Consider the following 25618-nt stretch of genomic DNA (forward strand, 5'->3'; position numbering starts at 1 on the left):
AATGGCCTCCCCCGAGACCCCCGAAGGCAAGGAAACGCCCGCGGAGCGCCCCCTCATCATGCGCTACGCTGCGCGCTCCGACGTCGGCCGGATCCGCTCCAAGAATGACGACTCCGCATACGTGGGCCGCCATCTTGCAGTCGTGGCCGACGGCATGGGCGGTCACGCCGGCGGCGATGTCGCCTCAGCTTCAACGGTCCTGGACATGATCCACCTGGATCACGACGATTATCCGGACGGCGCCGAGACGGTCCTGGCCGACGAGATCCAGACTGCCAATTCGCTCCTTTCAGAGCTGGTCCACCAGAATCCCAAGCTTTCCGGAATGGGAACCACGGTCACCGCCCTGCTCCTTGAAGACCGCAAACTCCACTTTGCGCACATCGGCGACTCCCGCGCGTACCGCCTGCGAAACAAAAAATTCGAGCAAGTCAGCGTGGACCACACGTTCGTACAGCGCCTTATTGACGAAGGCCGTCTCCGCCCCGAAGAAGCCGAAACCCACCCCCATAAGAACGTCCTGATGCGTGTCCTCGGCGACGTCGACGCCAGCCCTGAACTGGACTTGGACGTTCTCGACGTCGAACCCGGCGAACGCTGGCTGCTGTGCTCCGATGGCCTCAACTACGTAGCGGGCCACGTCGTGGAGCGCATGGTCCGCGAGACCAAGGACCTGCGCGAGTGCGCAGAGATCCTCGTGGACCTCACGCTGGAAGCCGGGGCCCCGGACAACGTCACCGTGGTGATGGTGGAGATAGCAGAAGAAACCGACGACGACGTCAACACGGCCGCCGTCGACGTCGTTCCGGCCGCGATGCTTGCCGCCGTGGACGAGCCTGAAGCTGTTACCGCCTCCAAGTCCGCAGAAGGTCCTTCGGCGACCAAAACGGCAGACGACACCAAACCGGGTCCGCAGGCCACGCCCGACGGAGGATCCTCGTTCAGCGCCGGCGATCCAACTGCGCCAAAGAACGAATCCCCCGATGCGCCTGAGTCTTCGAACGGGTCCAGTGAGCCTCCTGCCACTACCGACCCGCATCTCGGTGAGCACCTGTCTGCCGAGGTCCTGCGCGAAGAACTCGCAAGCCGGCCCCATGAACTCGTGGGGGCCGCGGCCACCGCAGCCGAATCAGGTTCCATTCCCACAGTCGCAGGACGCACTGTCGCTCGTCGGGCCGCCACTGTCCTGACCCACAAGGCTGAGCAGGATCGTCTTGAAGCCGAGGAACCGCCACGTCGCCGTGTCCGCTGGCTCATGCCGGCGGTCGCTGCCGTCGTAGTCCTTGGCGTCGTGGTGGGCCTGTGGCTCGGCTATGCCTGGACGCAGACGCGCTACTACGTGGGCGAGTTCGATCAGCGTGTTGCCATTTTCAACGGCATTTCGCAGCGGCTTGGGCCTATCCAGCTTTCCAGGCTCGAAGCCGTTACCGACGTCAGGGTGGACTCATTGCCGGAATACGGCCAGCAGAGCGTGCGCCAGACCGTCCCCGCAGGCGACCTCGACGACGCCCAGCGGATTGTGGAAAACCTGAAGAACACCGGCAGTGCCTCCGCCAACTGCCCCACGACAAGCGCTACCCCAACGCCGTCCCCCACCACCAGCGTGCCCGTGCCCAGCACAGCGGCCGTCGCTACCCCCAGCCCTTCGCCCGTCCCGACTCTCTGTGAGGCGGCCAAATGATCCAGACTGAGACAACTCCCAAGCCCCGCCGGAACGTAGAGCTGGTGCTCATCGTCTTGGCCTTGGCCGTAGGAATCGGCGCCAGCGCCTTGGTGAGCATCAACTCCGAGTCCGGCCTGGACAATGACTTCTGGTTCCAGTCGAGCTTGCTCGCGGTAGCAGCGTTCGCGTTCCACATTGTCCTCAGGCTTCGGGCGAAGTATGCCGATCCGGTAATACTTCCTATCGTCGTGGCCCTGAACGGGCTCGGCCTTGCCCTGATCCACCGGATGGACGGCCCCGGCGACGACACTGGCAACAACCAACTCCGTTGGACGTTGATTGCCATGGCTGTCTCGATTGCCGTGATTTGGTTCCTCAAGGACCACCGAATCCTGCGCCGGTTTACGTACATCTCGCTGGCGGCAAGTGCTTTCCTTCTTCTTCTCCCCTTGATTCCGGGTATCTCCGCTGGTGAGATCCTGGGTGCACGGGTTTGGATCCGCGTGGGTCCAATGACCTTCCAACCGGGCGAAATTGCGAAGATCACGCTGGCAATCTTCTTCGCCGGGTATCTTTCCTCCAACCGGGACCTGATTCTCTTGGCCGGCCGCAAGATCGGCCCCATGCAGTTCCCGAGGTTCAAGGACCTCGGGCCCATGATCACCGCATGGTTGGTGAGCATCGGCGTGCTCGTCTTCCAGCGCGACCTCGGATCCTCCATCCTCTTCTTCGGCCTGTTCATCGTGATGATTTACGTGGCCACCAGCCGTATCTCCTGGGTGGTTATCGGCCTGCTGCTGATCCTGGGCGGTGGCTTCATTGCCGCCCAGATCTTCTCCCACGTCGCGTTCCGCATCGACAGTTGGATCAATGCGTTCACCCCGGAGGTCTTCGGCAGATCCCCGGGCGGCAGTGGGCAAATCGTCGAGGGCCTGTTCGGCATGGCGGACGGTGGCCTGGTGGGCACCGGACTTGGCCAAGGCAGGCCCGACCTGGTTCCTTTCGCCAACAGCGACATGATCGTGGCCCTCATCGGCGAAGAACTGGGCCTGATCGGGCTCTTCGCCGTGGTGATGCTCTACCTGTTGCTCTTCACCCGTGGCTTCCGTGCGGCTCTGGGAACCCGTGACGCCTTTGGCAAGCTCCTGGCGTGTGGCCTGTCCTTCGCCATCGCGCTCCAGTGCTTTGTGGTTATTGGCGGCGTCACCCGGCTCATCCCGTTGACCGGCCTCACCACGCCGTTCCTGGCTGCCGGGGGATCATCTCTCCTGGCCAACTGGATCATCGTTGGCCTTCTGCTCATGATCTCCAACACGGCACGTGGTCCCGTAGACACCACTCCCATGGTCAATAAACCACCAGCAACCAGCAGCAATCCTGGCGCACCGAAACCTGTCACAGCACAAACCCCCAGCGCACCCACGGAGGCGGTGAAGCAACAATGAATCAGGCAATTCGCAGCAGCTGGATAGCTGCCGTCGCCATGTTCGCGTTGATCTTCGGCGCCATCAGCTACGTGCAGGTCATTGGCGCCGATGACCTCAACGCCAACCCCTGGAACCAGCGGGCCATCCTGGCGTCGTTCTGCAACGAGCGGGGATCGATCATCGTCGGTGGCAAGCCAATCGCGGAATCAGTCCCCGGAACAGAGTCCTGCGCCTTCCAGCGGCAGTACAACCAGCCGGAGCTATATGCAGGCGTCACCGGATATTTCTCCAAGTTCTTCGGTTCCACCGGCTTGGAGCAATCGATGGGGGAAACCCTCGCTGGCAACTCGGACCAACTATTCCTGGATCGCATGAGCCAAATGTTCCTGGGCAACGAGCCCAAGGGCGCCTCCGTGGAACTGACCTTGGACCCTGCCATCCAGCAACTGGCCTTCGACCTCATTCCCGACGGGCAGCGCGGATCCATTGTGGTCACCAATCCCAAGACTGGTGCCATCCTCGCCATGGCTTCAAAGCCGTCCTATGATCCCAATCTGATCGCCTCCCATGACCGCGCCACGGCCGATGCCAATTACACCGAGTTGAACCAAATTCCCGGCATCAACCTAAACCAAAACGTCAGTGGCCCCACCGGCAACCTGTTGTCGCCCGGTTCAGTCTTCAAGCTCGTTGATACGGCTGCTGCCCTGAACTCGGGCAAGTACAACAAGGACAGCGAACTGCCGAACCCCAGCAGCCTGCCCCTTCCCGGTTCCAGTGCGAGCCTGCCCAACTACGCTGGCGGAAACTGCAACGTCCGCGAAACGGCCACGTTCGTGTTTGCCTTGGAGCAGTCCTGCAACACACCGTTCGCCAGCATCGCCCTTGATCTGGGCCAGGATGCCATTCGGGAACAGGCGGAGAAGTTCGGCTTCGGCGATAACTTCGGCGATCAACTCAAGCTCCAAATGGCTCCCAGCATCTTCCCCAAGGATCTGGACCAGGCTCAACTGGCGCAGTCCTCGGTGGGCCAACGCGACGTCAAGGCAACCCCGCTCCAGATCAACCTCATGACAGCGGCCATCGCCAATGGTGGAGTGCAGATGAAGCCGAGCCTGGTGAAGGCCGTCCGCGCTCCGGACCTTCGCGTCATCAGCGAATCCAAGCCCGAATCCCTCCGCACCAGCACCACGGCCCCCATCGCAAGCCAGATCACCGAGTGGATGACCAGCGCGGTGGACAACGGCATTGCCAACGGTGCTGCCGTTCCGGGCGTCAAGGTGGCCGGCAAGACCGGTACCGCCGAGCTCGGAGATTCAGGTTTGAACAACTCATGGTTTACCGGGTTCGCCCCGGCAAACGACCCGCAAGTAGCCGTCACCATCGTCATGGAAGGTGTGGATGTGCTCAGCGGTGCCAAGCTAACCAGTCCGAACGCAAAGAAGATTTTTGAGGCGGTGTTGAATAAGTGAGGCCTACTTCGGGAATCACACTCGGCGGCAGGTTCCAGCTGACCAGTCGCATTGCGATTGGCGGCATGGGCGAGGTCTGGAAGGCCAAGGACCAGATCCTGGGCCGGATCGTTGCCATTAAGGTGCTCAAGGAGGAATACACGGGGGACCCCGGCTTCCTCCAGCGCTTCCGTGCCGAGGCGCGCCACACCGCCCTCCTGAACCACGTGGGCATCGCCAATGTCTTCGACTACGGCGAAGAAGCCGGTTCTGCTTACTTGGTCATGGAGCTCGTCCCGGGACACCCGCTCAGCGGCATCCTTGAGCGCGAGCAGGTGCTGTCGCCGGATATGACGCTTTCCATCATCGCGCAGACGGCCAGGGCCCTTGCCGTGGCTCACGCCCAGGGTTTGGTCCACCGCGACATCAAGCCGGGCAACCTGCTGATCACGCCGGACAACCGCGTCAAAGTCACGGACTTCGGCATTGCCCGCCTTGCGGACCAGGTGCCGCTGACGCAGACCGGTCAAGTCATGGGCACCGCCCAGTACTTGGCTCCTGAGCAGGCAACAGGCCAAACCGCCACGGGTTCCTCAGACATCTATTCCTTGGGCGTCATCGGCTACGAATGCCTCACCGGCCACCGTCCTTTCTCCGGCGAATCGCAGATTGCCATTGCCCTCGCGCAGGTCAACGACGCCCCGCCGCCCCTTCCGGAGACGCTGCCCACCCCCGTGCGCGCGCTCTTGATGTCCATGCTGGCCAAGGACCCCAAGAACCGTCCGGCCAATGCCATCAAGTTGGCAGAAGCTGCCGAAGCCATCCGCAACGGCGACATTGCCACGGCGCACGCCGCCGTACCCGGCATGCTGTTGTTCGAATCCACCACGGGACCCATCACGGCGCCGGTGGACACCGCAACGGCCCCCACCGGCGTCGTTACCTCTCCTTACGGCAAGGAACAGTCGACGACGGCGACCTCCGCCCTTCCGGTGCTCGGCGCCGGCGCAGCCGGGGCTGCTTTGGGAGCCGCAGCGGCATCTTCGGACAACCCGTTGACCCGTGCCAACGCCTTGGAGGCTGAGCGGCAGCTGAACGACGAGGAAGAAGTCGTCTACAGCGACGACGAAAACTTCGACGACGCCGAGCCGGAACGCAAGAAGCGCAGTCCCTGGACCTGGCCCCTTGTCGCCCTGATCCTGCTGGTCCTGTTCGCGCTGGTTGGTTTCCTGATCTCGCAGTCGGGATTCTTCTCGCCGAACCCTGGTCCCACGGAGACGACGTCCACCAGCCCCAGCCGGAGCGCCAGCCCGACGGCGACATCGCAGTCAGCGACTCCCACCCAGACGCAGACCTCCGAGGCGCCTTCTCCTACACAGACCACTCCGGAAAAGATCAATGTAATCCCCGAGCAGTTCCTGGGAAGGCCGTTTAACCAGGTCAGCGCGGAACTTCGTGCAGCGGGCTTGGGTGTAGACGGCCAGGAAGTGTTCGATGCGTCGGCCCCCGGAACAGTCATCAACCTCAATCCCACAGGTGCCGTGGATCCCGGGACTACCATCACAGTCCAGTACTCCAAGGGCCCTGAGCTCGTGGCCGTGCCAACCATCGGCGTAGGTGCCAACGAATCACAGGTTCGGGCAGCTATCGAAGGCGCCGGGCTGCGTTGGGTGGCAGGGGATCCCGTGAACGGCGCCGTCGGCCAGCAGCCGGGCACGTTCGTCCGCTCTTCGCCTGCTGCAGGAACGCAGGTGGAAGCAGGCTCCACCGTGACCTACTTCCTGTCCAGGAACGTCGTTCCCACCAACCCCGGTTCCTCGAGCGCCAGCCCCAGCGGCACCGGCAGCCCGAACAACTAATTAATCCGCCATGTCTACGCCACGACCCGGTCCCGCGCATCGAGAGGAGAGCACACCTGTGTCTTCACAGCGCATCCTCAATGCTCGCTACGAACTCGGTGAGTTGATCGGTCGTGGCGGCATGGCGGACGTCTACCGCGGAACGGACACGCTCCTGGGCCGGACCATCGCCGTCAAGGTCCTGCGTGCGGACCTGGCACGCGATCCGCAGTTCCAGGCCCGTTTTAAACGGGAGGCCCAGGCCGTTGCGGCGTTGAACCATCCCTCCATCGTGGCGATCTTCGATACCGGCGAATATTCCGTCCCAGGAGGTCCCGGAGAGGACGTACGGGTTCCGTACATCGTCATGGAGTTCGTGTCCGGACGTACCCTGCGCGACATGATCAAAGCGAACGAGCTGGGCGTCGAGGATTCCATTGGGTACACACTCGGGGTCCTGGCCGCCCTGGAGTACAGCCACCGGGCCGGAATCGTGCACCGCGACATCAAGCCGGCCAACGTCATGGTCTGTGCCGACACCGGCGAGGTCAAGGTCATGGACTTTGGCATAGCGCGTGCCATGGCGGATTCTGCTGCCACCATGACGCAGACGCAGGCCGTGGTGGGTACCGCGCAGTACCTTTCACCGGAGCAGGCCCGTGGCGAAACCGTGGACGCCCGCAGCGACCTCTACTCGGCAGGATGCCTCCTGTATGAGTTGCTGACCAGCCGGCCACCGTTCATCGGGGACAGCCCCGTTTCTGTTGCCTATCAGCATGTCCGTGAAATTCCGGACATGCCCAGTGCGCACAACCCCGAAGTCTCCGAAGCGTTGGATTCCGTCCTGGCCAAGGCCCTGCAGAAGAACCGAACGGACCGTTTCCAGGACGCCGCTTCTTTCCGCCGCGCCTTGCGCGCCGCCAGCAACGGCATCCCTGTCCCGGCATTGCCGGCCAGCGAGGCGCCTACCGACCCGAACGACCTCGTGGACACGGAAGACCCGGCAACCCAGCTACTGAGCGCCACCGCTGTGGGATTCCTCGATGCCGACCAGTTCAGGGACCACCCGGCCGAGCAAGTCCAGGAAGAGCCCCTTCCCCTGGGCCTCCCACCGGAGAGCGAGCGGACAGCAGGCCAAAAGTCCCGCCGTCGTGCATGGGCAGCAACACTGGTGATCTTCACGCTCTTGGTGCTCGCCGGCGGTGGATTCTGGCTGTACAGCCTCATGAACATGCAGCCGCCGCCCCCGGCCAAGATCGCCGTCCCGGTGGTGGCCAACATGTCCGAATCCCAGGCCATCCAGGAAATCTACTCGGCCAAGCTGGTGCCGAAAACGGTTCGGGAGCCCAGCGATTCGGTCGCCAAGGACATGACGATCGGAACCGCACCCAGTGCCGGCTCAATGCTGGACCGGGACGCCGAGGTCATCCTCAAGATTTCCAGCGGCCCCAGCTCGATCACCATACCCGCAGATATCGTGGGTCGGACGGAGCCGGACGCTCGTGATGCCCTGCGCAGGCTCGGGATTACCGGCGATATCGTGACCGTCCGGACACACAGCCCCACTGTTCCTGTGGGACTGGTGATCAATACCGGACCCGCACCAGGCGGCCCCATTGCGGCTTCCTCCAAGGTTGAACTGCAGGTTTCCTCGGGCAAAGTACTCATGCCGCAGCTGATTGGGCTGCCGTTGGCCGAAGCGGAAGCCACGCTCAAGGCCAACGGACTGGTCATGGCGGTGGTGGAGCAGGAGAACTCCCAGGTGGCACCGGGCACGGTCACTGCCCAGAGCGAGACCTTCAACACCGAGGTGGATCAGGGCAAGTCGGTCACAGTGACGGTGGCGAAGGCTCCGGTAGTCCCCACGCCTACGCCGACCCCCACGGACAAGGACAAGCCGTCCCCGAAGCCGACGGAAACCAAGAAATAGCTGTCGGACCGCGGCAGTGCCAGCCTCCTTCAGCTACTGCTTGATGAGCGGGCTCAGCTTGGAAGCGCGTTCGGCGGCGCCGGTCATTCCGAGGGATTCCAGCCAGTTGCCGAGCATCTGGTAGCCGCCTTCAGTGAGCACCGATTCCGGGTGGAACTGGACACCGCAGAGGGGAGCGGTCTTGTGCTGCAACCCCATCACCACGCCGTTGGTGGTCTCGGCCGTGATTTCCAGGACGTCCGGGATGGAGTCGCGGACCGCTGCGAGCGAGTGGTAGCGAGTTGCCGTCACGGGCGAGGGAAGACCGGCGAACACGCTCTTGCCTTCATGCCGCACCGGAGAGGTCTTGCCGTGCATGAGCTCCGGGGCGTGAGTGACCACGCCACCGTAGGCCTCGGCGAGGGCTTGGTGCCCCAGGCAGACGCCAAACATCGGCTTGCTGTTGTCACCACACCATTTGATGAGTTCGATGCAGACGCCGGCTTCGGCGGGCGTGCCGGGACCGGGGGACACCAGGACTCCGTCGCGGGTTGCTGCGAGTTCGGTGGCCTCTGCGAGCGTCACGTCGTCGTTGCGGACCACGGTCGTTTCCGCGCCGAGCTCCTGAAGGTATCCCACCAGGGTGTAGACGAAGCTGTCGTAGTTATCCACTACCAGGATTTTTGTTGTGCTCATGGTTGCTGCACTAAACCAATCGTCGAGTCAGTCAATGTGGTGAATTGGGAGAACCAGGGGAAGAGAAATTCCACCATAAGTACCAGGGCTACGCCCACCAGTACCAAGCATGTCAGGATTCGCACCCAGAGGGGGCCGGGCAAGTTGCGGAAGATCCACGCGTACATCCGTTACCCCTTTCCGTTTGCTTGGGCTACTTGGGCGGCGATTTCCGACGGCGGTCCGGCCGAGGCGGGTTGCCAACTTTCCAACAGGGAGTAGGCGATGATGCGTTCCTGCGCCCCGAATCGGGGGTTGCAACTGGTCATGGTGAGGATGCTCTCCTGGGGTGCGGCTCCCGCTTGGGTGGGAACCGGCAACAAAACATCCGTGCGCTCGGGCAGGACGATCTGGTTGTTGCGGAAAACGTAGGTGTAGTAGCCGTCTGCCGTCTGGACGTAGATCTTGTCTCCGGGAACCAACGTGTGGATGTTGTCCAGCACGGCGCCGTGGGTTTGCCTGTGGCCGGCAACTGCGAAGTTGCCGACGGCTCCCGGCATGCTGGTGCTGCCGTAGTGGCCCAGGCCGAGTGTGTCCAAGACGCCGGAGTCGGTGCCCTCGATGATGGGACGGGTGTAGTCCGCCCCGAACCGGGGAACGTACATGATCCCGATCATCCCGCCGTAACCCGGAGCTGTACCCACAACGGGCACGCCGTAGTCCACCGAAGCGTCCGGTGTTGCGGGTTCCAACGGGCCGTTGAAATCCTGGGCGAAGCTCTTGATGGCTTCGGTCTGCTTGGCATCGGCTTCCACGTTGGTCCACCACAGTTCCCAGCCCACGAAGAGCAGCAGGACAACGCCTGCAGTAATGAGGAGTTCGCCCAGGATCTGGCTGATTTTGCGGATGACGTCCGAGGCTCGGAGCGGCCTGCCCGGACCCTGTTGCTGGCCTCTGCCGGCGGACGGCGCGGCTGTAGCCGCCGTCGTCTGCTGGTGCGCCACGGGGTCTCCTTGTATCGGGCACGGGCGGCGCGGGCGGACCCCGAGTTGCGGCTAGACTTGACAGCTAGAACCAACCCGGAACGCCGCGTGGCCGTTAACCGCTGGAATTTTCCTTCCTGCAGGATATCAAGGCTGACAGGAACGGGTATTAACCAACAGCCAAGGAGGATCCGTGCCCGAGTCCAAGCCCCGCAAGCGGCCTGCCCGTCAGGCCCAGCAGACTTCCGCAGCACAGCAGTACAAGCCCAACCCGGTTTGGTACAAGGCAGTTATGTTTGGCCTGATGATCATCGGCCTGATTTGGATCATCACGTTCTATATCACCGAGGGCCAATTCCCCGTCCGCGACTGGGCCTCCTGGAACATCGTGGCAGGCTTCGGCATCGCGATTGTCGGCTTCCTCATGACCACTCGCTGGCGCTCCTAGGAATTCCGCACCTCACATTTCCGTGCCCTAGGACGTCTACAAGATATGAGCATCCGGCACACCACCATGGATTCCCCGTTAGGGCAGTTGACGATGACTGCCCGCGGCGAATTCTTGACGGGTATCTTCTACGAGGGTCATTGGCACATGCCTCCTCCCGACTACTTCGGGGAACCGGCTGAGCTCGAGGACCCCGTTTTCGCGCTGACCCGGGTTGAACTTGATGACTACCTTGCCGGCCAGCGGACGGAATTCACGGTTCCGTGCGAAGCCCGTGGGAACCCCTTCCAGGAAAAGGTCTGGGATCGGCTCCGACATATTCCCTTTGGGGAAACAGTCAGTTACGGCGAGTTGGCAGCCGAGCTGGGCGATCCCCACCTTGCCCAGGCCGTCGGATCCGCTGTGGGACGCAACCCCATCAGCATCATCATCCCGTGCCACCGAGTGGTGGGCCGCAAAGGACAACTCACTGGATACGCAGGCGGCCTCCGGAACAAGCGGTTCCTCTTGGAGCTTGAAGAACCAGCGGCTGTGAGAGAGGGAAAGCTTTTCTGATGCAGCCAGATCAGTCGGCTACCGCCAAAGTGCCGTTCGAGGCAGTCGTCCAGGAACATGGCGCCACTGTGCTCCGGGTGTGCCGTGCAGTGCTCGGCGTGCATGATGCTGACGACGCCTGGTCCGACACCTTCCTGTCCGCGCTGCAGGCCTATCCCGCTCTTCCGGGTGAGGCGAACGTGCAAGCCTGGCTGGTCACCATCGCCCACCGCAAGTGCATCGACCATGTGCGGGCAGGATCCCGTCGTGCCGTGCCCGTCGACTCTCCGCCGGAGCGGCCTTCCGGCCTTGGCATTCCAGGCGCGGGCAATGCGGAACTGCTCGACGCCGTCAGTCATCTTCCACCGAAACAGCGCCAGGCCGTGGCATACCACTACCTAGCAGGCCTCGCGTACAAGGACATAGCCATCTTGCTGGGTGGCACCCCGGAGGCCGCACGTCGCGCCGGCGCAGACGGCGTGAAGGCGCTCCGCCTGGCTCTCGCGGAACGTTCCGTGCTGGCTCATTCCTCGAAAGGAGAAATCCGATGACCCTCGATCCAACCCTGGACTATTCCGAAGTCGCGGAGCTCCTGCACCCGCTCGACGACGGACTCGAGCCCGCCATCGCCAGTCTTCGCGCCCGTCTGGCCCGCGACGCGCAACTGACCCACACCCTGGACGTCGCGTACCGGGTGGTTGACTCGCCGGTGGGTAAGCTCCTGCTGGCGGCCACGGACCGTGGGATCGTCCGGGTGGCGTTCGAAGTGGAGGACCATGTCGAGGTCCTGCAGGCGCTGGCGAACAGCGTCAGCCCCCGCATCCTTCGAGCACCAGCGCGGTTGGAGGACGCCGCCCGCCAACTCGACGAGTACTTCAGCGGCAAGCGGAGGGAATTCGATCTCATTTTGGATTTCCGCCTGGCCCGCGGTTTCCGCCTGAATGTACTTCAGCACCTTCCTCGCATCGCCTACGGCAACACCGAAAGCTATGCGCAAGTTGCCCAAGCCGCAGGCAGCCCGAACGCGGTCCGCGCAGTCGGAACCGCTTGCGCCACCAACCCGCTTCCGGTCATCGTGCCGTGCCATCGGGTGGTGAAATCCGACGGCAGCTTTGGCGGCTATCTCGGTGGAACCGACGCCAAACGCGCACTGCTCACCCTTGAGGCAGCGGCGTGAGTGACGACGCCCTGTTTCCGCTTGAGCTGGTGCAGCCGGAAGACCACGACGCCGGCCCTCGCCTGATAGCGCCGGGGGCTGTTCACCTCCCTGGCTGGCTCACCATGGAGCAGCAGCGCTGGATAGTGGAGCGCTTTGACGAATGGACGCACGGGCCAGTTCCGTTGCGGGCCGCCACCCTTCCGGGCGGCCACCAGATGTCCGTACGAACGGTGTGCTTGGGCTGGCATTGGCAGCCCTACCGGTACACACGGGAAGCCACTGACGTCAACGGGCGTCCCGTGCTCGACTTCCCGGATTGGATGGTCCGCTTGGGGCGGAAGGCTGTTAACGCGGCCTACGCCTCTGGTATTGAGGACAATGATCCCCTGGCAAACCTCGCGGACGACTACACACCCGATGCCGCGCTGGTGAACTTTTACGATGATGGCGCAGCCATGGGAATGCACCAGGACAAGGACGAACGCTCCAGCGCCCCTGTGGTGTCGCTCAGCATTGGCGAGGCGTGTGTCTTCCGTTTCGGTAACGCCCAGACACGCACCAAACCCTACAAGGACGTCGAGCTGCGTTCCGGAGACCTTTTCGTTTTCGGCGGGCCATCACGGTTTGCCTATCACGGCATCCCCAAAGTCCTCCCGGGGACGGCGCCGCTTGGCTGCGGCCTGTCCCATGGACGGATCAACATCACCATGCGGGTCACTGGATTGTCGTGAGGCCGCGGGCTCAGCTCTCGAATGTCAGGGGTACGGGGCACAATATCCCCGGAAGCTAAATTACTGGTTGGACCACCTGGGTGGCTCGGCTGCAGAGGAGCATTCATGACCCCGGATAACGGCACCATCATCGGCGAGGACGGCTTGGCCCGTCCTCTGTGGGCTGCCTCTGATCCCCTCATGCAGGCGTACTACGACCACGAATGGGGAATGCCCGTCCGCGATGAGCAGGGCATGTACGAGCGCATCAGCCTCGAAGCTTTCCAGGCTGGCCTTTCCTGGGCCACCATCCTTCGGAAACGGGATGCGTTCAGGAAGGCCTTCCTGGACTTCCATCCGGAAAGCGTTGCAGCTTTCACCGAGGCGGACGTAGAGCGCCTCATGTTGGACGCCGGCATCGTTCGTAACCGGCTCAAGATCCACGCCGCCATCACCAACGCGAAGGCCACCATTGCCCTGCGCGAGGAAGGTGGCTTGGTGGACTTCGTATGGTCGTTCCAGCCGGAAAGCACGCCGACGCCCAGCACCATGGCCGATATCCCCACGACATCCCCTGAGTCGATCGCTTTGTCCAAGGCGCTGAGGAAAAAGGGCTTTGCCTTCGTGGGGCCCACCACCATGTACGCCTTGATGGAAGCGGTAGGGATCGTAGATACCCACCTTCTGGACAGCCACCGCCGGGGGACATCCGGGGTTTGGGTCTAGGCAGGGATTCTTCCTCCACGCTGTGGGAGAGCCTCCAGTAGTCCACAGTTCTTGTCCACAGAAGTGCGTAACTTTATCCACAAGCGTGGATAACTTCTGTGGACATCCACGTATATACGGTGCAAATCGCCGCCACGCCGCCGATTCACGTCCCGGAACCTCCCGTGGACACTTATACCCACTGTGTACTGCCCTGTGGATAGTGCTCCAAGCTTCACCCAAAGTTAAACATCTCAGGATTGCCGGATTTGCCGAGCGTCATTTCGAGGGGTCTTGGACTCGATAACCAAGGGGTCCACCCCACCGCTCGCGGCCTACGGCCCTGCCAGAGGTTACCCACTTAACAACACCCCCCTACCCACAAGTTATCCACAGATGGGGAAAACGTGTGGGTTTTACTCAGGAGATCCCTGCCATGCCGGGGTTCTCAGCCCTTTAAGGGGTCGGAACTACACCTGTGTAAGTTATTAACAATGTTGATAAGCCTGTTGATAGAGCGTCTTCTACAGAGTGATTAACAGGGTTGTCCACACCGGGCCTCAAGATGCCCTGTTTGTCCACATATTCGACCTCGACGGGGACAAAGTTATCCACAGCTGTGGAGAAATTCATGCCTTTCAGGGGATATCTACCGCTCCGGCGAGGCTGCTGACGGCGAATCGCTCTAACTACACCTGTGTAAGTTACACACAGTGTGGATAACGCCTGTGGATAAAGTGGATCTGTAAGGATCCACCTCAGAAGTACCCAACACCCGGAGATATGAAGCCATGAAGAGCGACTTCAAGAAACTGATCGCCACCTACAGCGCCAAGCACGGCCAATTCTCTGTGGTTACCGTTCCCACCTTGCAGTTCCTCATGATCGACGGCCACGGGGATCCCAACACCGCGCAGTCGTACAAGGACGCGCTGACTACCCTGTACCCCGTCGCCTACAAGTTGAAGTTCTTCAGCAAAGCCGAGCTCGGCCAGGACTATGGCGTCATGCCGCTTGAGGCTCTGTGGTGGTCCGATGACATGGAGTCGTTCACCAGCGCCAGGGACAAGTCGCGGTGGGACTGGACATTGTTGAACATGGTCCCCGACTGGATCACCCAGGAGCACATGGAAATGGTGCGACAAGTAGTCGCCAAGCAAGGAGAGGCCCCGGCTTTGGGGTCGCTCCGCCTGGAACCACTGGAGGAGGGACTAAGTGTGCAGACACTCCACATAGGGCCCTACGACCATGAAGGGCCTGTACTTGAGGAGATGCACAATAACTTCATACCGGAGCAATCACTGTCCATGACCGGCAGGCACCATGAGATCTATCTTGGTGATCCTCGCCGTACGGCACCGGAAAAGCTCAAAACCATCCTGCGGCAGCCGGTCTCTCAGAACACCAAGTAGGAGCCGCTAGCCAGCAGTGACGCGGAACCAGGTGATCAAGGCCAACAGCCCTGCCACCAGGACCAGTCCACCAGCCTGGAGCAGCGCTTGGTTCTTGCCCTTGGGGGCGTAGGCAATCGCGGCAGCAGCGAGGCCACCCGTGATCAAACCGCCCAAGTGGGCTTGCCAGGCAATACTGGGAACAAAGAAGCCAATGGCGCCATTGATGGCAATCAGGACCCAAAGTTGCTTAGTCTCGCCGCCCCTGTGCCTCTGCACCACCAGCATGGCGCCAAACAGGCCAAAGATGGCCCCGGAGGCACCCACCACACCCACTGCGGGCACTGTGGTCGGGGTGAGGACAAGGAAGCCTACAGATCCGCCAACTGCGGAAATCAGATAGACGGCAAGAAAACGGATGCGCCCGAGCAAAGGCTCAAGGGCCTGTCCGAAGATCCACAGTGTGTACATGTTGAGCACGATGTGGAGGAGGAAACCCTGGGAGTGGAGGAAAGCGGAAGTGACCATGCGCCACGGCTCGCGGTCAGCGAAAACATTGGCAAAGGCAAAGTTCCTGAACATCTGATCGCCCGGCACAATCCACTGAAGGATGTACACCAGCACGCACAGCCCGATGATGGTGAACGTCACCAAAGGACGGCCGACGGCCAAGGCGCCGCCGTACGGGGAGCGGTAGGTCGGCGTCGTACGTTGTTGTTCGTTGACGCAGTCAACGCATTGGAACCCGACGGCGGCCGCCCGCTGGCACTCGGGGCACGCAGGGCGCCCACAGCGTTGGCACCGCACATAGGAGGGCCTGTCCGGGTGCCTGGGGCACACCGGAATATCAGCGGACGGCTCTGCCGACGGAATTCCGTAACTCATGAGCTCAGATTCAGTGGGTGACTAGAGCTGTTCGATGTCGATGCTGTTGATGACAACGTCCTCGACGGGGCGGTCGCCCATACCGGTGCGAACGGCCTCGATCGAGTCAACAACCTTGCGGGATTCCTCGTCGGTAACTTCGCCGAAGATGCTGTGCTTGCCGAAGAGCCAGTCGGTGTTCACGGTGGTGATGAAGAACTGTGACCCGTTGGTGCCCTTACCCATCTGGATGCCGGCGTTCGCCATGGCCAGCTTGTAAGGAGCGTTGAACGTCAGTTCCGGGTGGATCTCATCGTCGAACTGGTAGCCGGGGCCACCCACGCCGCGGCCCAGGGGATCGCCGCCCTGGATCATGAAGTCCTTGATGATGCGGTGGAAAATGGTGCCGTCATAAAGGGGCGTTCCGGTCTTGTCTTCGCCGGTTTCAGGGTGGTTCCAGGACTTTTCGCCCGTGGCCAGCCCAATGAAGTTGGCGACCGTCTTGGGCGCGTGGTTGCCGAAGAGGTCAACCTTGATGTCGCCGAGGGTCGTGTGGATCGTTGCTTTTGCAGTTGCAATGGTCATGGGCCCATTCTTCCATGCAGGGTCAACGCCGGCATGGCTGTAAAGCCGGTTCCGCGCTCGGTGAAATCCTGGCCTAATCCAGCAGATGAATAGCCGGTGTTCACTTGGCGACGTAGGCTAGCAACAAACGAGCATGTGTATCGGGAGGTAGTTGTGAAGAAATCAGACCGTATTGCCCGCGACCTTGAACAATCCGTTGCGGTTGGTGTGGATAACGCCCGCGACTGGGCTGCACCCCGCGTGGAAGCAGCTGTGAATTGGGCTGTTCCGCGTATCCAGCACGGCATTGACACCGCTTCCCCCAAGATCCAAGAGGGGCTGAAGTCCGCTGCGCACAACCTCGCCGACGGCGTAGCAGTTGTGACACCGCGAATTCAGGATGGACTGGCGCACCTAGCGCCGAAGATCCATGACGCTGTGGAGGACGCAACACCCAGGATCCAGGAGACGCTGAACAAGGCCACTCCGGCTCTTGGGCACGCGCGGGACAAGGTGGTGGACGAATACCTGCCCAAACTGTCCGAGCAGCTGGGCCAGGCTTCCGTAGCTGTTCACCATGCCCTTGAAAACGCGCCGGCCCAGGTGGACGCTGTCGCACAGAAGCTTGTTGATTCAGGCGTTGTGCACAGCGTGCAGGAGCAGGCCCAGGCCACTGGGAAACAGATCAAGGCAGTAGCCGGTGAAGCAACCAAGGCTGTTTCCACCAAGTTGGGCAAGGAACCGAAGCCAAAGAAACGCGGTTGGCTGATCGTTACGGTCATCGCCGCGGCCGCTGCGGCAGGCGTTGCTGCGTGGAAGGCTTCCAAGCCCGTGGAGGATCCGTGGAAGACACCTTCCCCGGTGACGCCCAAGCCCGAAACCACCCCGGCTCCGGCTGATGCCGCCGCGTCTGCCACGGCTGCAGCGGTAACTGAACCCAGTGCCACGGACATCACCCCGGAAGAAGCTGCTGCCGAAGCCGAGCAGGCAACCAAGGACGCCTTCAAGAACGTTGAGGACTCCACGGCGAAGGTAGCAACCGACGCCAAGACCGCAGTCAAGAACATCGCGGCGAGCCTGCACAAGGATGCCGACGGCACTGAGTCCGGCTCCAAGGGCGCGCACAGCTAGCACGCACCACTCCGATCACCTGAAGGGATTCCGGCTGTTGCCGGGGTCCCTTCAGTGTTTGCCGGCTTGTAACCAAAGCCTCCATCGGGCGCAGTGCCCCGGGTGTTAGATTTGAAGTGATGTCAGCCGATAGACCCTTTGCGGGTGCCCTCAAGGATGCTCCGGAACCACCGGGCGTGTCCATCGTCATCCCGGCGTATAACGAGGAAAGCGTCATTCGCCAGTGCCTCATTGCTGCGATTTACCAGTCTGTCCCGGCCGACGAAATCATCGTGGTGGATAATCTGTCCACGGACCGCACGGTCACAATCGTGCAGCAAATGCAGCAGGAGTACCCGGAAAGCCCCATTATCCTCCTCAGCCAGGAAGACACCCAGGGCCTGATCCCAACACGTAACCATGGGCTGAACAACGCCACAGGGGATGTCGTTGGCCGCATCGACGCCGATTCCGTCCTGGAGCCGGACTGGGTGGAGCAGGTCCAGAAAGCATTCATGGACCCGGCTGTCGCTGCCGCCACGGGGCCGGTGGTCTACTACGACATGCCCATGCGTCGCTTCGGCCTCAAGGCGGACGACAAGATGCGCCAGCTCATGCTGCGCCTGGCCAAGCACCAGTACCATTTCCTCTTCGGTTCCAACATGGCCCTTCGCCGCACTGCGTGGGAGACCATCCGCGACGAAGCGTGCCTGGATCCCAAGGATGAAATGCATGAGGATATTGATCTCTCCCTGCACCTCTTTGAGCACGACCTCAAGGTGCAGTACCTCCCGCAAATGGTTTCCGGGATGTCGGCCCGCCGACTCGAGGACTCACCCCGCGACTACCGCTACTACGTCCAGCGGTTCGACCGGACCTACAAGGCGCACAACGTTAAGAAAATGGCCCTGAAGGCGCCCATGGTGGTGTTCTTCTCGGTGTACTTCCCGGCCAAGCTGCTGCGGGCCATTCACACGGCCAACTCCGCGCAGGGCGTCCGCCGCGGCGGTCTGTAAACGCCCGACGCCGGTACGTCAGTCGGTGCCCAGCTCGGCTTCCCGCCGGTCTGCTTCAGGCCGGCCACGCCGCTGCCCGGCAACCACCACTGCCAGCCCCACAAGGATCAGGGCAAGGCCGGCATATGTTCCGGCCGGCAGGGTTTCATTTAGGAAAATGGCGGCCAGGATCGCCGCGCCCGGAATTTCCAGCAGGATGATCATGGATACCAGGAGCGGGCTCATCGTGGCCAGCAAGTGGTTGAACGCTGTGTGCCCCACCAACTGCGCACAGATGGTGATGGCGATAATGCCAAGCCAGCCTCCGGCGTCGAATCCTGTGAGCGGTTGGCCGCCGACCAAAGCCAGCACAGCCACAATGCCCGCGCACATGCCATAGCAGAGGGTGGTGTACGTTCCCGTTCCCATCGATTGCCGGGCCTTACCGCCGGCAAGGGTGTATAGACCCGCCAAAGCGCCGCCAGCAAGCGCCAGGAGGTCGCCCAGCAAAGCCTCGGGGGAGGAACCCATGTCGAAGCCTGTGATGGCCACAACGCCCCCGAACGCTATGCCCAAGCCCAGCAGCACGGGCCACCGGTGCCGCGTCCCCCGGAACAGCTGGAAGACAGCAATCCAGCCTGACTGAAGGCACACCAAGGCGGTAGCGGCAGCCACCGACGTCAGCTGCAGCGCGGTGATGAAGCACGCAAAGTGGAAGGCGAGTGCAACAGCAGCCACTGCCGACCATCCGAATTCGCGTCGTGTGATCCTTCCGAACTGCTTCGGCTCCCGGATCGCAACCGGAACGGCCATCACCACTGCGCCGATCGCATTCCGCCAAAAGGCGATGGCCAACGCAGTCACTGAGGTGGCGCCGAGAGTGCCTGCGATAAGTGGGCCGGAGGAGGCAACACCCAGTACTCCCAGGGCTGCGATGAGAAGGTTCACGGATCAACCTTAGTGGGGCGGACAGACCGTCTTGCCCCTATCTGATGGGCTGACAGTGTGATTGTCTTGACTCATCATTCCAGTGAGCCGATAACGGCGTACCCAAGGGGATACCTGATTGAACAGCGCACCCGTCGGAGCTGGCACCAAACGGAGACGGTCGGTCCTGCTGCTGGTTGCAGCCGGGGCGCTCACGGCCGCCCTCGTGGTCACCGGCTGGTTTGTTGTTTCGCGGGACCGCCCCGGCGGACCTGAGGGACAGGTGACGGAGGTTCCCAACATCTTCCCAGTCCCCCAGCATGCGCGCCCTGGAACCGGAAGCCCGGTTCCTTTGAACGGCCACGTGTACATCGTGGCTCCATCTGGAACGGATCAAGCGTCAATCGCTGCCGTTCAGGACCTGGTTGCGGGAGCCGGAGGCACTGCCGAGGCCGTAACATCCCTCACTTCGCCACGAGAAGGAGCCTCTGCCGTCTTTTTGGGGAGCGCTGCAACTGTTTCTTCGGCCCTCCAAGCGTTGCGGCTGGACAGCGACCCGGAGATCCAGGACGCCTTGGGTCGAGCCGAAGGCTACGCACTTGCCACGGGACAGTCTGCAGGAATACCGACGGCGGTCCTCGCCGGAAGCGACGGCGACGGCGTCTTCCACGCGGTCCAGACCCTTCGCCAATTGGTCCGAGGCGGTTCCGTAGTTCCGGTCCGCGTGGCCGACTGGCCGCTGATGGAAACACGCGGCGTCATCGAGGGCTTCTACGGCACGCCGTGGTCCCATCAGGCGCGCTTGGACGTTATCGAATTCGCAGGGCGGCAGAAGATGAACACCTACATCTATTCGCCAAAAGACGACCCCCTGCTCAGGGACAAATGGCGGGACCTCTACTCGGATCAGGAACTCCAGGAACTGCAGGAGCTGATCGACGCGGCTGCGGACAACCACATCCGGTTCAGCTACGCGTTGTCCCCGGGGATCGACATTTGCTATTCGCGTTCGTCTGACTTGGACGACGCCGTGGCCAAGCTTGACTCGTTGTATTCGCTGGGTGTGCGGTCCTTCGTGATTCCCCTTGACGACATCGCCACCAAAGTTCAGTGCGCCGAGGACCTCCGGGCGTTCGGTTCCGGCCAGGCCAACCTGGCTAAAGCACAAGCTTCCTTCCTCAACGATGTGAATGACCGATTCATCTCTGCACGCGAGGGCGTGCTGCCGCTCGAAACGGTCCCGACGTTCTACAACGGATCCGCCAGCAATCCCTACAAACGGGAACTCGGCCAGGCGTTGAACCCGGGGATCGTGGTGCAGTGGACCGGTGAAGACGTCGTGTCGCACCGTATCACCCAGGACTCAGCAGAAACCGCCGGACTGACCTACGGGAGCCCGGGTTCTCCCCGCAGTCTGGTCATTTGGGACAACTATCCCGTCAACGACTTCTCCCAGGACCACCTGTTCATGGCGCCTGTCATCGGCAGGGACGCCAAACTCCATGAGTCAGTCCGGGGCGTCGTCACCAACCCCATGATTGAGCCCTATCTCTCCCTGCCGGCGGTCTTCAACTACGCCGATCTCTCATGGAACGGTCCGGGCTATGATCCCGACAAGTCCATGAGTGCCGCCCTTTCCCTGCTTGCCGGGCCTGATCCCGAGGTCCAAGCAGCTGTCAGGGCCTTCGTGGACCTCAACCAGGACTGGCAGGACGACGCACTCACACCCTCAGCTCCCCAGCTACGCCGTGATATTGACCAGTTTTGGGAAGACTACGACGCCGGAAGATCACCTTCGGGCGGCCTCAAGGCTCGCGCTGAGCTGCTGCAGCGCCTGCCGGAGCTCCTTCCCAGGATGGCGGAGCCGGGCTTCTCAACGGATGCTACCCACTGGATGACGGCGGCTGCGCAGTATGGACGCGGTGTGGAGGAAGCCTTGGTCATGCTGGAGGCCGCAAAGCGCGGTGATGTCCAGGCCGCGACTATGGCCCGCAGGAATGTCCAGGGCGCGTTGACGGCTGCTACAGCAAAGACGCAGCCCACCCTTGAGTTGGGCGTCGTGACTCCGGTGCTGGGGGACAGCGAGCTCAAGGCCTTCCTGGACCGGGCGCTTCAACAGGTTCCGGGTAGCTGAGTAGCCCATTGGGGCCGCGGGCATTCGTTGATGACGCGCAAATTCGCTGGCGACACCCGGATATGCGTAGCGTGGGCGAAAGCGCGTGGCGCGGGCGAAAACGCGTGGCGCGGGTATAGCAAACTGGCACCGGCTGTGTTGGGTGTTCGCGAGGGTTAGGACGTTAAATGCAAAAGTCCCGGTCATTTCTGACCGGGACTTTTCTTATGGTGGAGGCACGGGGACTCGAACCCCGAACCCCCTGCTTGCAAAGCAGGTGCGCTACCAATTGCGCCATGCCCCCATAAGAAGCAACCCGTCAATCATACCCCATGTCAGGACCGGTATTTACCAGTTCAAACCGGGCTCCTCGGCTAGTCCACCTTGTCGGTTGACTTGCTCCAGACATCCTTCCGGGCTTCGGATTCCTGGGCCTTTTTATAGACCAGGACACCTGCGACTGCGGCTGCCACTACTACCAGCAACTTCTTCACAAGTACCTCATTCCAGTTCAGTTTTACCTGAACCTGTTGTAGGTTCCGTGGGCGTACCAGGACTTGAACCTGGGACCTCTTCGTTATCAGCGAAGCGCTCTAACCGCCTGAGCTATACGCCCCGATGCCTCATCGGGCCGAGATATGACTGTACAGCACATCCCGGCCCGATCTCAAATCGAGGCTTTCTTGCCGTGGTTTTCCGCCGGTTTCGGCGGATTTCCGCGGATTTTTGCTAGTCGTCCGTCAAAGTGACGCCAACGCCGCCAACCAACGTTGCCGAAATGTTATACAGAACGGCCGAGAGCATGGATAGGGCCGTCAGGAGGACCACGTTCACCACAGCAATGATGGTGGCGAAGGAAGCCACCTGCCCCAGGGAAGCAATCTTCTTCAGTTCGAATCCACTACCCTCGGAACCGGCCAGCGTGCCGAGAAGGCTGTCCACCTGGTTGAAGATGCCCGTCAGGTCCAGCACGGTCCACAGCACGATCGCAGCAACCACAGTGACAATGCCCAGCGCGACGGACAGCAGGAACGCCATCTTCAGGACGGACCACGGGTCAACCTTGCTGACGAGCAGGCGTGCGCGGCGAACCTTGGCCTTGGGAGCCGGCTTTACCAAGCCTGGGGCTCCTTGCTGGGCAGGTCGCTGGGCAGCGGCGCCGGCCGGACGCTGGCCGGGCTGGGCAGGACGCTGCCCGGGAGCCCCGGCGGGACGCTGGCCTGCTTGTGCGGGGCGCTGCCCGGGAGCCCCGGCGGGACGCTGGGCGGAGTTAGTGCCTGTCGCGGGACGCGCACCTGCAGCTCCGGCCCCGGGAGACCCGGCTCCAGGTCGCTGTTGCGGCCGTGCGGGCGTTCCTGCCTGCGCGTTGCCCGAGGGCTGCCGGAGTCCGCCGGGGACACCTGTGCTCGGCTTGGGATATGAGTCGGAATTACTCACTCGTTACCTCCGGTATTGTCTTCGTTCAGCTCCGCGCCCGTTTCGATTTCCGGGTCTGCGTCGTTTTCCGTATCGGCCTCCACGGTCGCCTCGGAGGCGCCGTCGTTTGCAGCCAACGTTACGTCATCGTCGAGTCCGTCCTCGGACTCTTCGCCTTCCAAACCACGTTCGCTGTTGCGTGCAACCTCGATAATGCGGTCGTTCTTGTCCGGCTTGGCGAAGATGACTCCCATGGTGTCGCGTCCCTTGGCGGGAACGCCGGTGACGGCCGAGCGGACTACCTTGCCGCCTTCCATGACCACCAGGACTTCATCTTCTTCCTGCACAATCAAAGCGCCCACAAGGTCGCCGCGGTCCTCGGCAAGCTTGGCCACCTTGATGCCCAGACCACCTCGGCCCTGCAGTCGGTACTCGTCCACAGCGGTCCGTTTGGCGTAGCCGCCTTCGGTCACGATGAAAACGAATGAACCGTCCTGGACCACATCCGCGGCCAGGAGTTCATCGTCTTCACGGAACTTCATACCGGTCACACCGGACGTCGCACGGCCCATGGGACGCAGGGCGTCATCGGTAGCCGTGAAGCGGATGGACTGGCCCTTGCGTGAAACCAGGAGAAGGTCGTCGGTCTCGCTGACCAGCTGGGCAGAGACAAGTTCGTCACCATCACGCAGGTTGATGGCGATAACACCGGCCGTGCGGTTGGTGTCATAGTCTTCCAGCCTGGTCTTCTTGACCAAACCGTTCTTGGTGGCCAGCACAAGGTATGGAGCCTGCTGGTAGTCCCTCAGGTCCAGGACCTGGGCGATGTGTTCGTCGGGCTGGAACGCCAACAGGTTGGCAACGTGCTGGCCCTTGGCATCTCGGCCGGCCTCTGCCAGTTCGTAGGCCTTGGCGCGGTACACGCGGCCCAAGTTGGTGAAGAACAGCAGCCAGTGATGGGTGGTGGTCACGAAGAAGTGCTCCACGACGTCGTCACCACGGAGCTGGGCACCCTTAATACCCTTGCCGCCGCGCTGCTGTGAGCGGTAGTTGTCACTGCGGGTGCGCTTGACATAGCCGCCGCGGGTGATGGTGACAACCATTTCCTCTTCGGGGATCAAGTCCTCCATGGACATGTCGCCATCAAAGCCCATCAGGATGTGCGTGCGGCGATCGTCGCCATGCTTGGCTACGATCTCCGCGAGTTCTTCACTGATGATCTGGCGCTGACGTTCCTCCGAAGCGAGGATCGCGTTGTACTCCTCGATCATGGCTTCGAGTTCCGCGTGCCGGTCCTGGATTTTCTGGCGCTCCAGCGCAGCCAGGCGGCGCAGCTGCATGTCGAGGATGGCACGGGCCTGGAGTTCGTCGATTTCCAGGAGCTCCATGAGGCCTTCGCGGGCTGCTTCCGTGGTATTGGACGCACGGATGAGGGCGATGACCTCGTCCAGCATGTCCAAGGCCTTGAGGAGTGCACGCAGGATGTGCGCCTCTTCTTCGGCTTTACGCAGGCGGTAGCGGGTGCGGCGTGCGATGACGTCCATCTGGTGCGCAACCCAGTGCCGGATGAAGGCATCCAGGCTCAAGGTGCGGGGAACGCCGTCGACAATTGCCAGCATGTTTGCCGAGAAGTTGTCCTGCAGCTGCGTGTGCTTGTACAGGTTGTTGAGGACCACCTTGGCCACGGCATCGCGCTTGAGCACGATCACCAGGCGTTGGCCGGTACGGCCGGAAGTCTCATCGCGGAGGTCGGCGATGCCCTGGATCTTGCCGTCCTTGACCAGCTCGGCGATCTTGATGGCCAGGTTATCCGGATTGGCCTGGTAAGGGAGCTCGGTAACTACCAGGCACGTACGGCCTTGGAGTTCCTCCACGTTGACCACGGCGCGCATGGTGATGGAGCCGCGGCCCGTACGGTACGCGTCCTCGATGCCCTTGTGTCCCAGGATGGTGGCACCTGTGGGGAAGTCGGGCCCCTTGATGCGCAGCAACAGTGCTTCGAGGAGCTCTTCACGCGAGGCGGTGGGGTTGTCCAGTGCCCACTGCACGCCTTCGGCTACCTCACGGAGGTTGTGCGGCGGGATGTTGGTGGCCATACCGACGGCGATACCCGAGGAGCCATTGACCAGCAGGTTGGGGAAACGAGCCGGCAGGATGGTGGGTTCCTGGTTCTTGCCGTCGTAGTTGTCCTGGAAGTCGACGGTTTCCTCGTCGATGTCGCGGACCATTTCCATGGCCAGCTGCGCCATCTTGGTTTCCGTGTAACGCGGAGCTGCAGCACCGTCGTTACCCGGCGAACCGAAGTTGCCCTGGCCGAGTGCCAGCGGGTAGCGCATGGTCCAGTCCTGGATCAGGCGGACCAAGGCATCGTAAATCGCCATGTCACCGTGCGGGTGGTACGTACCCATGACGTCGCCCACCACGCGCGCACACTTGTTGAAGGAGCGGTCGGGGCGGTAACCGCCGTCGAACATTGCGTACAAAACGCGACGGTGAACCGGCTTGAGGCCGTCACGAACGTCCGGGAGGGCGCGGCCTACGATCACGGCCATGGCGTAGTCCAGGTAGGACCGCTGCATTTCGGTCTGCAGGTCCACCTGCTCCACGCGGTCAGTCAGCACGTCGCCTTCAAGGACGACGTCATCAGCGTTGGAATCCGCCGGGACTTCGGGAGTTTCGTCACTCATAATCTAAGGTTTCCGTTTCAGGTATATGTCAGTTCTGGAATATTCAGTT

Annotated in this window: 23 protein-coding genes and 2 tRNA genes; 15 read left to right on the forward strand and 10 right to left on the reverse strand. The window is 62.1% G+C overall.

Features of this window, described 5'->3' with window-relative positions; all coding sequences use genetic code 11:
• Window position 1: 1 nt before the first annotated feature.
• From ACR30Z_RS11715 to pknB, 5 genes are read left to right on the forward strand one after another with little or no spacing between them, the layout of a single operon-like run.
• On the forward strand, window positions 2-1681 hold the full coding sequence (locus ACR30Z_RS11715; protein WP_434372706.1) for a protein phosphatase 2C domain-containing protein: 1680 nt from the start codon (window positions 2-4) through the stop codon (window positions 1679-1681).
• Complete coding sequence (locus tag ACR30Z_RS11720; protein WP_144649012.1) at window positions 1678-3108, forward strand: FtsW/RodA/SpoVE family cell cycle protein; 1431 nt, start codon at window positions 1678-1680, stop codon at window positions 3106-3108. Before ACR30Z_RS11715 ends, ACR30Z_RS11720 begins: the two co-directional genes overlap by 4 nt.
• Window positions 3105-4562 (forward strand): penicillin-binding transpeptidase domain-containing protein, encoded by a 1458-nt coding sequence (locus tag ACR30Z_RS11725; RefSeq protein ID WP_144649011.1) that lies wholly within the window; start codon window positions 3105-3107, stop codon window positions 4560-4562. Before ACR30Z_RS11720 ends, ACR30Z_RS11725 begins: the two co-directional genes overlap by 4 nt.
• Complete coding sequence (locus ACR30Z_RS11730; RefSeq protein WP_434372709.1) at window positions 4559-6400, forward strand: protein kinase domain-containing protein; 1842 nt, start codon at window positions 4559-4561, stop codon at window positions 6398-6400. Before ACR30Z_RS11725 ends, ACR30Z_RS11730 begins: the two co-directional genes overlap by 4 nt.
• A 10-nt stretch (window positions 6401-6410) precedes the next feature.
• Window positions 6411-8309, forward strand: a complete 1899-nt coding sequence (gene pknB / locus ACR30Z_RS11735; RefSeq protein WP_144649009.1) for a Stk1 family PASTA domain-containing Ser/Thr kinase — start codon at window positions 6411-6413, stop codon at window positions 8307-8309.
• Window positions 8310-8342: 33 nt separating this feature from the next.
• On the opposite strand, the gene ACR30Z_RS11740 is transcribed toward pknB, so the two are convergent.
• Window positions 8343-8984, reverse strand: coding sequence for an aminodeoxychorismate/anthranilate synthase component II (locus ACR30Z_RS11740; RefSeq protein WP_144649008.1), 642 nt, complete (start codon window positions 8982-8984; stop codon window positions 8343-8345).
• Window positions 8985-9154: 170 nt separating this feature from the next.
• Window positions 9155-9982: a class E sortase gene (locus ACR30Z_RS11745; RefSeq protein ID WP_434372920.1), complete on the reverse strand. Its 828-nt coding sequence runs from the start codon at window positions 9980-9982 to the stop codon at window positions 9155-9157.
• A gap of 157 nt (window positions 9983-10139) precedes the next feature.
• On the opposite strand from ACR30Z_RS11745, the gene ACR30Z_RS11750 reads away from it, so the two are divergent.
• From ACR30Z_RS11750 to ACR30Z_RS11780, 7 genes are all read left to right on the forward strand, one after another.
• A complete protein-coding gene (locus ACR30Z_RS11750) occupies window positions 10140-10394 on the forward strand; it encodes a cell division protein CrgA (protein ID WP_144649006.1) in 255 nt (84 codons plus the stop codon).
• Between the two features lie 45 nt (window positions 10395-10439).
• Window positions 10440-10949: a methylated-DNA--[protein]-cysteine S-methyltransferase gene (locus ACR30Z_RS11755; RefSeq protein WP_434372710.1), complete on the forward strand. Its 510-nt coding sequence runs from the start codon at window positions 10440-10442 to the stop codon at window positions 10947-10949.
• Window positions 10949-11479 carry an RNA polymerase sigma factor gene (locus ACR30Z_RS11760; protein WP_434372711.1) on the forward strand — a complete coding sequence of 177 codons (531 nt, stop codon included), beginning with the start codon at window positions 10949-10951 and terminating at the stop codon, window positions 11477-11479. The genes ACR30Z_RS11755 and ACR30Z_RS11760 overlap by 1 nt, the downstream gene beginning before the upstream one ends.
• Window positions 11476-12105 carry a methylated-DNA--[protein]-cysteine S-methyltransferase gene (locus ACR30Z_RS11765; RefSeq protein WP_434372712.1) on the forward strand — a complete coding sequence of 210 codons (630 nt, stop codon included), beginning with the start codon at window positions 11476-11478 and terminating at the stop codon, window positions 12103-12105. The genes ACR30Z_RS11760 and ACR30Z_RS11765 overlap by 4 nt, the downstream gene beginning before the upstream one ends.
• Window positions 12102-12818, forward strand: coding sequence for an alpha-ketoglutarate-dependent dioxygenase AlkB family protein (locus ACR30Z_RS11770; protein WP_144649002.1), 717 nt, complete (start codon window positions 12102-12104; stop codon window positions 12816-12818). The genes ACR30Z_RS11765 and ACR30Z_RS11770 overlap by 4 nt, the downstream gene beginning before the upstream one ends.
• Window positions 12819-12923: 105 nt before the next feature.
• A complete protein-coding gene (locus ACR30Z_RS11775) occupies window positions 12924-13523 on the forward strand; it encodes a DNA-3-methyladenine glycosylase I (protein WP_434372713.1) in 600 nt (199 codons plus the stop codon).
• A 770-nt stretch (window positions 13524-14293) separates the two neighbouring features.
• On the forward strand, window positions 14294-14914 hold the full coding sequence (locus ACR30Z_RS11780; RefSeq protein WP_434372714.1) for a GyrI-like domain-containing protein: 621 nt from the start codon (window positions 14294-14296) through the stop codon (window positions 14912-14914).
• 6 nt (window positions 14915-14920) lie between these two features.
• On the opposite strand, the gene ACR30Z_RS11785 is transcribed toward ACR30Z_RS11780, so the two are convergent.
• Together ACR30Z_RS11785 and ACR30Z_RS11790 are read right to left on the reverse strand one after the other, a co-directional pair.
• On the reverse strand, window positions 14921-15778 hold the full coding sequence (locus ACR30Z_RS11785) for a rhomboid family intramembrane serine protease (protein ID WP_434372715.1): 858 nt from the start codon (window positions 15776-15778) through the stop codon (window positions 14921-14923).
• Window positions 15779-15799: 21 nt separating this feature from the next.
• Window positions 15800-16342 carry a peptidylprolyl isomerase gene (locus ACR30Z_RS11790; RefSeq protein WP_026541003.1) on the reverse strand — a complete coding sequence of 181 codons (543 nt, stop codon included), beginning with the start codon at window positions 16340-16342 and terminating at the stop codon, window positions 15800-15802.
• A gap of 153 nt (window positions 16343-16495) precedes the next feature.
• On the opposite strand from ACR30Z_RS11790, the gene ACR30Z_RS11795 reads away from it, so the two are divergent.
• Window positions 16496-17452 carry a hypothetical protein gene (locus ACR30Z_RS11795; RefSeq protein ID WP_144648998.1) on the forward strand — a complete coding sequence of 319 codons (957 nt, stop codon included), beginning with the start codon at window positions 16496-16498 and terminating at the stop codon, window positions 17450-17452.
• Between the two features lie 119 nt (window positions 17453-17571).
• Window positions 17572-18447: a glycosyltransferase gene (locus tag ACR30Z_RS11800; protein ID WP_144648997.1), complete on the forward strand. Its 876-nt coding sequence runs from the start codon at window positions 17572-17574 to the stop codon at window positions 18445-18447.
• A gap of 18 nt (window positions 18448-18465) precedes the next feature.
• Here ACR30Z_RS11800 and ACR30Z_RS11805 read toward each other — a convergent pair whose 3' ends face one another.
• A complete protein-coding gene (locus tag ACR30Z_RS11805) occupies window positions 18466-19374 on the reverse strand; it encodes a DMT family transporter (RefSeq protein WP_434372716.1) in 909 nt (302 codons plus the stop codon).
• 118 nt (window positions 19375-19492) lie between these two features.
• Between ACR30Z_RS11805 and ACR30Z_RS11810 the strand changes: the two genes are divergently transcribed.
• Window positions 19493-21487, forward strand: a complete 1995-nt coding sequence (locus ACR30Z_RS11810; RefSeq protein WP_434372718.1) for a beta-N-acetylhexosaminidase family protein — start codon at window positions 19493-19495, stop codon at window positions 21485-21487.
• Between the two features lie 207 nt (window positions 21488-21694).
• Here the strand turns inward: ACR30Z_RS11810 and ACR30Z_RS11815 are convergent.
• The 5 genes from ACR30Z_RS11815 to gyrA form a co-directional block, all read right to left on the reverse strand.
• Window positions 21695-21770: transfer RNA gene (locus ACR30Z_RS11815), tRNA-Ala, on the reverse strand.
• Between the two features lie 70 nt (window positions 21771-21840).
• The gene (locus tag ACR30Z_RS11820; protein ID WP_310208192.1) at window positions 21841-21960 is read right to left on the reverse strand and encodes a DLW-39 family protein; all 120 of its coding nucleotides are present in this window, start codon (window positions 21958-21960) and stop codon (window positions 21841-21843) included.
• Between the two features lie 48 nt (window positions 21961-22008).
• A tRNA-Ile gene (locus ACR30Z_RS11825) sits at window positions 22009-22082 on the reverse strand.
• A gap of 113 nt (window positions 22083-22195) precedes the next feature.
• Complete coding sequence (locus ACR30Z_RS11830; protein ID WP_144648993.1) at window positions 22196-22903, reverse strand: DUF3566 domain-containing protein; 708 nt, start codon at window positions 22901-22903, stop codon at window positions 22196-22198.
• Window positions 22900-25569 (reverse strand): DNA gyrase subunit A, encoded by a 2670-nt coding sequence (gene gyrA / locus ACR30Z_RS11835; RefSeq protein ID WP_144648991.1) that lies wholly within the window; start codon window positions 25567-25569, stop codon window positions 22900-22902. The genes ACR30Z_RS11830 and gyrA overlap by 4 nt, the downstream gene beginning before the upstream one ends.
• Window positions 25570-25618: the final 49 nt, after the last annotated feature.

It is taken from the genome of Paenarthrobacter sp. FR1 (assembly GCF_051106045.1).
Lineage (GTDB): Bacteria > Actinomycetota > Actinomycetes > Actinomycetales > Micrococcaceae > Arthrobacter > Arthrobacter nitroguajacolicus_A.